The sequence below is a fragment of the Methanomethylovorans sp. genome (assembly GCF_041305605.1).
GTDB lineage: Archaea > Halobacteriota > Methanosarcinia > Methanosarcinales > Methanosarcinaceae > Methanomethylovorans.
On sequence record NZ_JBFYLB010000051.1, the window covers coordinates 1 to 8,851 of the forward strand.

Genomic DNA, 8,851 nt, shown 5'->3' on the forward strand with positions numbered 1-8,851 from the left:
AAGCCTCGGGTTTTTGTCACATGAATATATTTAAATCAGAAGTCTGTCAATCATTGAAGGGTGAAATGAAATGAGTGTTCTTGTGCTTGTCAGACATGGAGAATCACGCTGGAATCTTGAGAACAGGTTCGCGGGCTGGGTGGATGTTCCTCTGAGCGAAAAGGGGATAAAAGAGGCAATAAACTGTGCAAAAGACCTGAGATCTTTTGAATTTGACGTGGCTTTCACATCAAAGCTTACAAGAGCTCAGGCTACGTTGTTCCTTATATTGTCATGCCAGAAAAAGACAGGTATTTTCCTGCATGATGATATAAAAGGTGATGAGTGGTCCCATCATCCTATGCGTGTCGACGAAAGCGAGATGCCCATATATTCCAGTGAAGCATTGAATGAACGGTATTACGGGAAACTACAGGGACAGAACAAACAACAGGCACGAGATGTTTACGGGGAGGAACAGGTCTTTATCTGGAGAAGAAGTTTTGATGTTGCGCCTCCCAATGGTGAAAGCCTGAAAGATACATATGAGCGAACAATACCATATTTCAAGAATAACATAATGCCCCTCCTTGAAAAGGATAAAAACTTAATAGTGGTCGCCCATGGAAATAGCCTGCGCTCAGTGGTCAAGTACATCGAGGGCATATCAGATGAGGACATCCCTAAATTCGAATTGAATACAGGAGACCCTGTAATATACGATTACAAAATGGGTAAATTCAATAAAAGAAAGTGATGAGGGTTAACACCTGCCATCTTACTCATAAGGTGATATTTCGCCAGGCATCGGAGTAATATGCATTGAACATTCATCACCATGTTCAATAAGCTCTTTAATGGCATTTTTAAGCAGTGAAGGATGTACCAATCCCACTGCTTCCTTGATGGCTTTACCTTTACAAAAGAACTTGAATGTAGGGGCTGACCTCACACCGTACCTCATAGCTGTCACTGGGCTATCCATACCGTTCATCCTTATGAAAGTGCAGGAATCTCTAAACTCACCTGCATATTCCCGGAAATATGGTTCGATCTGTTTACAATGCGAACATGCGGGAAGATAGAACATGACCACCATCGGTTTTTCCTGGTTTGCCAGCATTTCCTCCCAGTTAGAATCGTTAAGCTCGATAATGTCACCATTTGCCATAATATCACTCCCGAACACTTTTTTAATCGTGATGATATTAATAAGTATTCCTCAAAGTATTCTTCTTGCGGAAAAGGCAGAAATGGAATAGATAACTCTCAATCTACAACTTTTGAAAAACAACGCAGTAAGCCAAGGGAAGGTCAGAGGGAAAAGTCTCGAATGATCAAGCTCCTTAATCATTTGGGTTTTTACTTAAATTCGAAGATAGTATGTAATGTAGTGTAAACTCTGAAAATTATAGCAATACTTCTGCTTCAAAATAATACAATAAAGTGGTTTATTTTTCAGCCAATAGGTATAAATTTAAGGAATTTTTATATACTAATATAATTATAATAATTTTTGACTGGATGTAAATGTTGCAATTTCTGGCGTTTACATATAATAATATAAAAGGAGTTAAAACTGTGTTTGGAGACCGGAAAAAAGTACATGAAGAAATGGTCAAAGTGTTGGAAGATTTTAGACAAGATAATGCTGAGGCACGAATGTCTCAGCACTCTGACTTGTTGAATAAGAAATTAAGTGAACATTTGAACCTATTACTTGACGATAACCAAAAATTAAGATCAAAAGCCGAGTTACTCAACATCATACCCACTCCTTTCATGACAGTGGATAAAGATTTCAATGTCTTGTTCATGAATGCCAACGGTGCTGCAGCAGTTGGGAAGACGCCCGAAAGCTGTGTGGGACAGAAATGCTACAATCTTTTTAACACCCAGCATTGCAGAACCGAAAACTGCCAGGTGACAAGAGCCATGAAGACTGACACAGTATGTACAGCAGACACTGTGGCGAAGCTGCCAGGAGGGGAACTTCCCATACGTTACACCGCCACTTCCATAAAGGATGATCATGGCAATATTATAGGTGCTGCGGAATATGTATTGGATATATCAGCAGAGGCTAAAGTTACTGCAGAGGTAAATAAACTGGCAGATGCTGCTGTCAACGGCAGACTGGACATCAGAGCAGATTCTACCTGTTTCTTAGGCAATTGTAAACAAATAATACTGGGATTCAATGAAACACTTGATGCTTTAATAAGCCCCCTCAATGTCGCAGCAGATTATGTTGACCGCATTTCTAAAGGTACTATCCCCGAAAAGATCACGGACAAGTACAACGGTGATTTCAATACGATCAAGAACAACCTTAATGCATGTATTGATGGTTTAGGCGGTCTTGTGGAGAGCAACAACGCTCTTCAGCTCATGGCAAATAATGATTATACGAAGAAAGTAGAAGGAAACTACACAGGTATCTTTGCAGAAGTAGCAAGAGCCACTAATGATGTCCAGGCGCGTTTATTGAATGTTCTGAGAGTAAATTCTAATATTGCAGAAGGTAACCTCAGCGACCTTGAAGATTTCAAAAGAATTGGAAAACGTTCTGAAAATGACAGGCTCGTTCCAAGTTACATTGGCATGATGAACAATATACAGATGCTTGTTGATGATTCTCTTATGCTCTCAAAGGCAGCAGTGGAAGGAAAACTGGCCACAAGAGCTGATGTTTCAAAGCATAAAGGTGAATTCCACAAAGTGGTGGAAGGTGTCAACAAGACACTGGATGCTGTTATAGATCCACTCAATGAAGCTGCAAGGGTAGTAACTGCTTATGCTCAGGGTGATCTAAGTGCCAGGGTCACTATAGATGCAAAAGGGGATTTCAAGGAATTGGGTGATACTCTTGATGGATTTGGTGATAGATTACAGGCCATCATCAATGATTCTAATGAAGTTCTTACGGCAATATCGAACAACGATCTGACCCGCAAAATAGAGACAGAAGGAATGGGTGACTTCAAACAGATCACTGATGGTATAGAAAGTTGCAGGTCATCATTGAACGAAGTTGTAATTTTAGTGAACAGCCACTCTGAAAACGTCGCTTCCACTGCACAGGAAATATCATCATCTTCCGAAGAACTTACGTCTTTATCAGAGGAGATCACAAAGACCGTCAGTGATATCGCAACTGGTGCTCAGGAACAGTCCACAAAGACCGAAGACGTTTCAAAAGCGATGAGTGACATGAATTTGAGTGTGCAGGAAGTGGCTACCAACTCACAAAAGGCTGCACAGAGTGCACAGGAATCCAATAGGCTCATACAGAACCTTGGGTGTATGTCAAAGGACCTGATGGACAAGATGAACAATATCAAAGGTGCTGTTAGCGATTCTTCAAAGGTTATAAGTGAACTTGATGAAAAATCGAAGCAGATCGGAGAGATAGTAAGTCTGATCACCAGCATTGCTGACCAGACAAACCTCCTTGCTCTCAATGCAGCAATAGAAGCCGCCAGAGCAGGTGAACACGGTCGTGGTTTTGCTGTAGTTGCAGACGAGGTAAGAAAACTTGCTGAAGATTCGGGGAACGCAGCTAAACAGATAGCTAAACTGATCCATGAAATGCAGGATGGCACACGCAATGCTGTGACCTCGATGAACCTGGGAACAAAAGAAGTGGCAACTGGTGCAGATTCATTGGAAAGGTCGGTGGAATCCATCCAGAAAGTCGTTGAAGCTGGTGACAGCATTGTGAAGATGGTACAGGACATCGCAGCGGCAGCAGAAGAACAGGCTGCTTCTATTCAGGAAGTGAGTGCGTCCGTAGAAGAAGTAGCTTCTATCTCTGAACAATCTGCCGCAGGTACTGAAGAAGCTTCAGCATCTGTTGAAGAACAAAATACTGCTATGCAGGAACTTACAAAATCTGCACAGGTGCTTGCAGACGTTGCGGCAGAAATGCAGTCCGTAGTATCTAAATTCGCTTTGGATGAAGAGAGCAGGTCATCAGGAAGAAGATCGGATAGTAAAAAACAAGCTCTACACTCAAAAGCAGCCCCAAAAATGCCTGATACAATAATTAAGAATAAGGCAATGTCGGCAAAGAAGGCATCAGTATAAGGATGTGAAATTAAGTGGCAGAAGAAAGATCAAAAAATAGCAGCTCCTCAGATGAGCTGCTTCAACTTGTGATTTGCCAACTCTCGGACGAGGAATTCGGTATTGAGATCTCAAAAGTGAAAGAGATAATCCGCATACCTGAAATTACAAAAATTCCCCAGGCTCCGTATCATATAGAAGGTATTATCAATCTCAGAGGAAGCATTATCCCTGTGATCAATCTGGCGGCAAGATTTAACCTTTCAAAGGAGAAAATGGATGACAGAGCCCGCATAATGGTTATCGAACTGGATAATATCATTGCAGGAATGATAGTCGATGCAGTAACAGAAGTAATGAGAATATCCATAGGAGATATAGATCCTGCACCTGATATCATAGCCTCCAATATAAGTGAAAAGTACATACAAGGCGTCGGGAAACTCGATAACAGGCTATTGATACTACTGGACATTGACAGAGTATTCACCGAAGAACAAAAAATGAATGTGGCTCAACTTGAAAATACAGGATTAATTTTTGCCTGATCCTTTTTATTTGCATACATTATTATACAAATATTGTTCGATCTTTAAACTTAATTCACAGAAACCCTAAGTAAAAGATTTAGAAAATGATAAATAGAAGCGAATCTACCAGTTTGTTCTAAAGACTCTGGCTTAATAGAAAATGCAGACTTACTTTTTATTAAAAGTCCAAAGCATTATTCTTAAATATATGGAGGATAGCAAACTGTCCATAGGTAGAACAATAATAGAAATATATTAATATTTCCTGAAAAGTCCGATCTTAAAACCTGCACATAGTATCTGAATGAAAATATACATCATATGGAAGCTGATCCGGAAAATTTTATGAAAAGTAAAACAATATCCCAGATACAATACGAATCCTCCCTTCTTGAAAGCTGCAGAACTGTCCTGATGGACATTTATACAGGCACTGAATTAAACCTCCAGTCAGATTTCTTCGTCACTTTCCTGGATACCATTCCTGCGCCTGTGTTCTATAAAGATGTTTCCGGAAAATATATGGGCTGCAATAAGGCATATGAACATTTTCTAGGGAAGACCAAAGAAGAGATCATTGGCAGAACTGTCTATGAGATAGGACAAAAAGGACTCGCAGAAAAATACGAGAGTATGGACAGGGAGCTTTTTGAACATCCCGGAAAACAAATATATGATTGGAAGATTAAACTGGCCGACGGGTCCGAAAAGAACGTGATCTTCCATAAAGCCACTTTTAGCGACTCATCCGGAAAAGTAGCCGGGTTGATCGGGCTCATACAGGATGTCACTGAACTCATCCGGACCATTGATGCTTTGAGAGAAGGCGGACAAGATGTAAAGGCGATCCTGAATACTTTTACTGAGTCTATAGTTCTTACTGATACTTTGGGTACTGTTCTTGAAGCTAACGAAACCATAACTCATCACCTTAGAGTGGACGTAGAGAATCTTAAGGGAAAAGACCTATACACTTTTCTCTCCCCTGAAGTAGCTGAAAATCGCAGAAAGATGGCAGATAAGGTAATTGTGGAAGGTAAACCCTTTCATTTTGAAGATGAAAGTAATGGATTTTCTATCCTGAATTCCATATATCCGGTTTTTGACAAAGAGGGAAAAGTAGATCGGCTGACCATCTTTGGTATGGACTTTACGGCTGTCAAAAAGGCAGCAGATTCTTTGCGAAGAAATAAGGAAATATACCAGCTCACCATCGAAACGGCTATTGACGGTTATGTGCATGCAGACTTAAATGGCAGGATCCTGGAAGTGAATGAAGCGTACTGTACAATGAGTGGCTATACACGCGAGGAACTGCTTTGCATGCGTATTTCCGACCTGGAAGCAAGTGAGAACTATGAACAAAACGTTGCTCACATCTGCAAGGTCATCGAATTAGGAAAAGACCGTTTCATAACAAAGCATCGTGCTAAGGACGGCAGGATATTGGATATTGAGGTTAGCACAACTTACTCGGAAAAGGCAGGATCGGGTTTCTTCTGTTTCTTCAGGGATATCACCGAGCATAAACTTATGGTAGAAGCTTTGCAGGAAAGTAAAATTCACATAAAAAGAAAACTTGATGCGATCCTGGAGCCGGAAGGTGACATAGGGGTTTTGGAACTTGCAGACATCATTGACCATAAGGCAATACAGTCATTAATGGATGATTTTTACAAACTGACCCAGATTGGTGTTGGTATTATTGATCTTCATGGCAATGTCTTGGTTGCTACTGGCTGGCAGGATATCTGTATGAAGTTTCACAGGGAAAATCCTGAAACATATAAACATTGCCTTGAAAGCGATATTCGGTTATCCAGTAATGTACCTCCGGGTACATTCAAACTTTACAAATGCAATAATAACATGTGGGATATGTCAACACCCATCTTAGTGGGTGACACACATATCGGTAACCTGTTCCTTGGACAGTTCTTCTTTGACGACGAGGAACTACCATACGAAAATTTCAGGCTTCAGGCAAAACAATATGGGTTTGATGAAAAAGCATATATTGAAGCTCTTGAGAGAGTACCACGCTGGAGCCACGAAGTTGTTAAGTGGGCGATGGAATTCTATACAAAACTAACCCATCTGATATCCGCGCTGAGTTATGGAAATATAAAACTTTCCCGAACGTTGGCAGAAAGAGATAAGTTATTCAATTCATTGTGCGAGAGTGAAGCCCGCTTCCGTAGTTACATAGAGCAGGCACCTGACGGGGTTTTTATAGCAGATGACAAGGGCAACTATATTGAAGTCAATGAAGCTGCAAGCAACTTAACAGGCTATTCAAAAGAAGAATTATTAAAAATGAGTCTGGCGGAGATAGTATCTCCGGAAGACCACAAAAAGGCTTTACTGCATTTTAAGAATGCCCTTGAAACCGGAAATGCTGTTGGAGACTTACATTTATTGACCAGGAATAAAGAAAAAAGAATATGCACAGTAAAAGCTGTCAGATTGAGCGAAAACAGAGTCCTTGGATTTACAAGTGACATTACAGAGCGCAAACGGGTAGAGGATGAACGCGAGATGACTATTAATCTGCTCAGCCTTTTAAACGCTTCCAACGATCTGCCTGAACTTATAGCATCGGTGACAGAACTGCTGAAAAGCTGGTCAGGTTGCGAGGCTGTAGGCATCAGGCTGAAAAAAGGGGATGATTATCCGTACTATCAGACACAAGGATTTCCTGCAAGTTTTGTAGATCTTGAAAATTCCCTTTGTACCCATGATATACAAGGTCAGATCCTTCGGGACGACTGTGGAAATCCGGTTCTGGAATGCATGTGCGGAAACATTATTTACGGACGTTTTGACCCGAAGATGCCATTTTTTACCGGGCATGGCAGTTTCTGGACAAATTCCACATCTGAACTGCTTGCCAACACAACTGAAACCGACAGACTGGTGCGCACACGCAACCATTGCAATGGTGAAGGCTATGAGTCAGTTGCACTGATCCCGCTTCGCAGTCATGGGGAAACTTTTGGATTGATACAGTTAAATGACTCAAGGGAAGGCATATTCACGGCTGAAAGTATAGCCTTGTTTGAACGTCTTGGTGACAGCATTGCTTTGGCGTTGGCACAGAGGCAGGCACAGAAAACAGTAAAGCAGAACGAGAAGAAATTAGCAAGTATCTTTAGAGCTGCACCCATTGGAATCGGTGTTGTTGCTAACCGTATTCTTACAGATGTGAACGTACATATGTCTGAAATGACAGGATATAGCTACAATGAACTGATCGGCTCCAATTCCCGCATGTTGTATCCTACTCCGGAAGACTTTGAGTACGTTGGCAAGGAAAAGTATCAGCAGATAGCAGAAAAAGGAACAGGGACCATTGAAACCCTCTTGAGACGAAAAGATGGTTCAGTTATAGACGTTCTGCTGTCTTCAACCCCAATAGATACATCTGATCTGTCAAAAGGAGTGACATTTACTGCACTTGATATCACCGAACGTAAAAGAGCTGAGATGGCATTGGCTGATGAAGCAGTTCGGCGGCGTATCCTGATCGAGCAATCCAGAGATGGAATTGTCATCCTTGACATGAACTGTAAAGTCTACGAGGCAAACCAACGATATGCACAAATGCTCGGTTATTCTCAGGAGGAAGTTAATGAGTTACACGTCTGGGACTGGGATACCAAATGGACCCGTGAGCAACTTATAGAAAAGATCGCAGCATTAGATGAAAAAGGGGATCATTTCGAAACACAGCACCTCCGCAAGGACGGCACTTTGATCGACATGGAGATCAGCAGCAATGCGGCATTTTTTGGCGGGCAGAAATTGATATTTTGTGTTTGCCGGGATATCTCCGAACGCAAAAGAGCTGAAAAGGAACTGCTTGAAAGTGAATCCAGAAACAGACTGATCCTGGATAACAGCCCGATAGCCGTTTTTCTCGGCAGGGATGGAAAATACATCTATTCAAATTCGATGGGTGTTAACAGCCTTGGGTATCCATCGTCTGGAGAGGTCATAGGACTACCTATTGAGAGAACTGTTTCAGCAAGTTGTACGGATGCTATTAGTGATAGGACAAAAAATCTGTCAAATGGACAGGCTAATCCACCAATGGAATTGACGATAATACGTCCTGACAATAAAGAATGTGTATTAGAGGCAGTTTCAGTGCCCATCATGCTTGAAGATGGGCCTGCGAACCTGGTAATGGGAGTGGACGTTACAGAACGCAAGAAAGCTGAAGAAGCTTTGAAGAAAAGCGAAGAGCGACTATTGCTTGCAATGGATGCTTC

5 protein-coding genes are annotated in these 8,851 nt (G+C 41.5%); 4 read left to right on the forward strand and 1 reads right to left on the reverse strand.

Annotated elements, in window-relative coordinates:
* Window positions 1-70 precede the first annotated feature (70 nt).
* Window positions 71-736, forward strand: a complete 666-nt coding sequence (locus ACCM36_RS03515; RefSeq protein WP_370572349.1) for a histidine phosphatase family protein — start codon at window positions 71-73, stop codon at window positions 734-736.
* 21 nt (window positions 737-757) lie between these two features.
* On the opposite strand, the gene ACCM36_RS03520 is transcribed toward ACCM36_RS03515, so the two are convergent.
* Complete coding sequence (locus tag ACCM36_RS03520) at window positions 758-1,150, reverse strand: thioredoxin family protein (RefSeq protein WP_370572350.1); 393 nt, start codon at window positions 1,148-1,150, stop codon at window positions 758-760.
* 410 nt (window positions 1,151-1,560) lie between these two features.
* Between ACCM36_RS03520 and ACCM36_RS03525 the strand changes: the two genes are divergently transcribed.
* The 3 genes from ACCM36_RS03525 to ACCM36_RS03535 all read left to right on the forward strand — a co-directional run.
* On the forward strand, window positions 1,561-4,068 hold the full coding sequence (locus tag ACCM36_RS03525) for a methyl-accepting chemotaxis protein (RefSeq protein WP_370572351.1): 2,508 nt from the start codon (window positions 1,561-1,563) through the stop codon (window positions 4,066-4,068).
* A gap of 14 nt (window positions 4,069-4,082) precedes the next feature.
* Window positions 4,083-4,595, forward strand: a complete 513-nt coding sequence (locus tag ACCM36_RS03530) for a chemotaxis protein CheW (RefSeq protein ID WP_370572352.1) — start codon at window positions 4,083-4,085, stop codon at window positions 4,593-4,595.
* 327 nt (window positions 4,596-4,922) lie between these two features.
* Window positions 4,923-8,851, forward strand: a 3,929-nt coding sequence (locus ACCM36_RS03535; RefSeq protein ID WP_370572353.1) for a PAS domain S-box protein, incomplete at its 3' end; no start/stop codon positions are given.

Coding starts and splice junctions, on each gene's coding strand:
- ACCM36_RS03515 (WP_370572349.1), top strand. CDS start 71: ATGAGTGTTCTTGTGCTTGTCAGACATGGAGAATCACGCTGGAATCTT.
- ACCM36_RS03520 (WP_370572350.1), bottom strand. CDS start 1,150: ATGGCAAATGGTGACATTATCGAGCTTAACGATTCTAACTGGGAGGAA.